1 protein-coding gene is annotated in these 518 nt (G+C 65.6%); it reads left to right on the plus strand.

All coding sequences use genetic code 11. From position 1 onward, the window contains the following. A partial coding sequence (locus IG94_RS0138095) for an alpha-amylase family glycosyl hydrolase (protein ID WP_031048793.1) occupies nucleotides 1–518 on the plus strand: 518 nt, incomplete at both ends.

Consider the following 518-nt stretch of genomic DNA (forward strand, 5'->3'; position numbering starts at 1 on the left):
TCATGAACCACACCAGCGACCAGCACCCGTGGTTCCAGGAGTCCCGGCGGAACCCGGACGGGCCCTACGGCGACTACTACGTCTGGGCCGACGACGACAAGCAGTTCCAGGACGCGCGGATCATCTTCGTCGACACCGAGGCGTCGAACTGGACGTACGACCCGGTGCGCAAGCAGTACTACTGGCACCGCTTCTTCTCCCACCAGCCGGACCTCAACTACGAGAACCCGGCCGTGCAGGAGGAGATGATCTCCGCGCTGAAGTTCTGGCTGGACCTCGGCATCGACGGGTTCCGGCTCGACGCGGTGCCGTACCTCTACCAGGAGGAGGGCACCAACTGCGAGAACCTCCCGGCGACACACGCGTTCCTCAAGCGGGTGCGCAAGGAGATCGACGCGCAGTACCCGGACACCGTGGTCCTGGCGGAGGCCAACCAGTGGCCGGAGGACGTCGTCGACTACTTCGGCGACTACTCCGCCGGCGGCGACGAGTGCCACATGGCCTTCCACTTCCCGGTC

Source organism: Streptomyces olivaceus, assembly GCF_000721235.1.
In the GTDB taxonomy this organism is placed as follows: Bacteria; Actinomycetota; Actinomycetes; order Streptomycetales; family Streptomycetaceae; genus Streptomyces; species Streptomyces olivaceus.